This window comes from Stenotrophomonas pictorum JCM 9942 (assembly GCF_001310775.1).
GTDB classification, from domain to species: Bacteria; Pseudomonadota; Gammaproteobacteria; order Xanthomonadales; family Xanthomonadaceae; genus Stenotrophomonas; species Stenotrophomonas pictorum.
On sequence record NZ_BAZI01000677.1, the window covers coordinates 1 to 903 of the forward strand.

General features: G+C 69.2%; 1 protein-coding gene. It reads right to left on the reverse strand.

Features of this window, described 5'->3' with window-relative positions; all coding sequences use genetic code 11:
* Positions 1 to 553: 553 nt before the first annotated feature.
* A partial coding sequence (locus tag JCM9942_RS16995) for a YgjP-like metallopeptidase domain-containing protein (RefSeq protein WP_157723039.1) occupies positions 554 to 903 on the reverse strand: 350 nt, incomplete at its 5' end.

Genomic DNA, 903 nt, shown 5'->3' on the forward strand with positions numbered 1-903 from the left:
CTCGAACGAGGTCCACAGCCCCGGCGTGGCGGCATGGCCCAGCAGCGGCAGCAACGCCAGCGCAAGCAGCAGCGGACGGGGGGAGGGCGTGACGCGCGGGATGGCAGGCAGGTTCAAGGACGTGTCTCTCGGAGCCAGGTTGAAATCAGGTGCCAGCCCGGCAGACGCGCCCCGGCGCACGCCGTTGGGCATGCGCCGGGGGTGCGAGGACACCGGCCCAGCAGTATTTGAATCGATTCAAATCGTGCCCGGATCGTGCCGTAAACGCCGGGTCCGGGCAACCGTTATCCGCGTGGAAAACTTGCTGCATTGCGCAATATCCGCCCGCATCGCCGCCGTTTGTACGGCGCCGCTCCGGACCACGGATCCGGCGCAGATGCCGCTGCGGCGAGAGGGACGCCGGCTGCGCAAGTGCCGCCCACACCCGGACAAAACGATGCGGCAACGCACCACAGATGAGGGCCGCCCGGTGCCAAATCGTGCGGTGGCGGGGTCAAAACGGTGGGGGATCGGCCCGTGCCCGGCGCTCCTCTCCGGGACCAGCACACACTGCTCAGCGGTCCGCTGGCGGGGTGATGCTCAGCAACATCCGCAAGGTCGCCTTCAGCCGCCGGCCCTCGGCGTGGAAGTAGTCGCGCTCCTGCCGCCAGTGCGGGAAGCGCGCCTCCACCTCGACCCAGAACGCCGGCGAGTGGTTGGCCTGCAACAGATGGCACAGTTCATGGACCAGCACGTACTCGAACGCCGAAGGACGGCCGAGGATCAGCGCCAGATCCAGCGCCATCGAGCCGTCCGGTGCCAGCGATCCCCACTGCGAGGACATCACCTTCAGCCGCAACCGCGACGGCGCCCGCGGCAGCCCGGGCAGATACGCCGGCAGCCAGCGGCCGACATCGGCCCGCA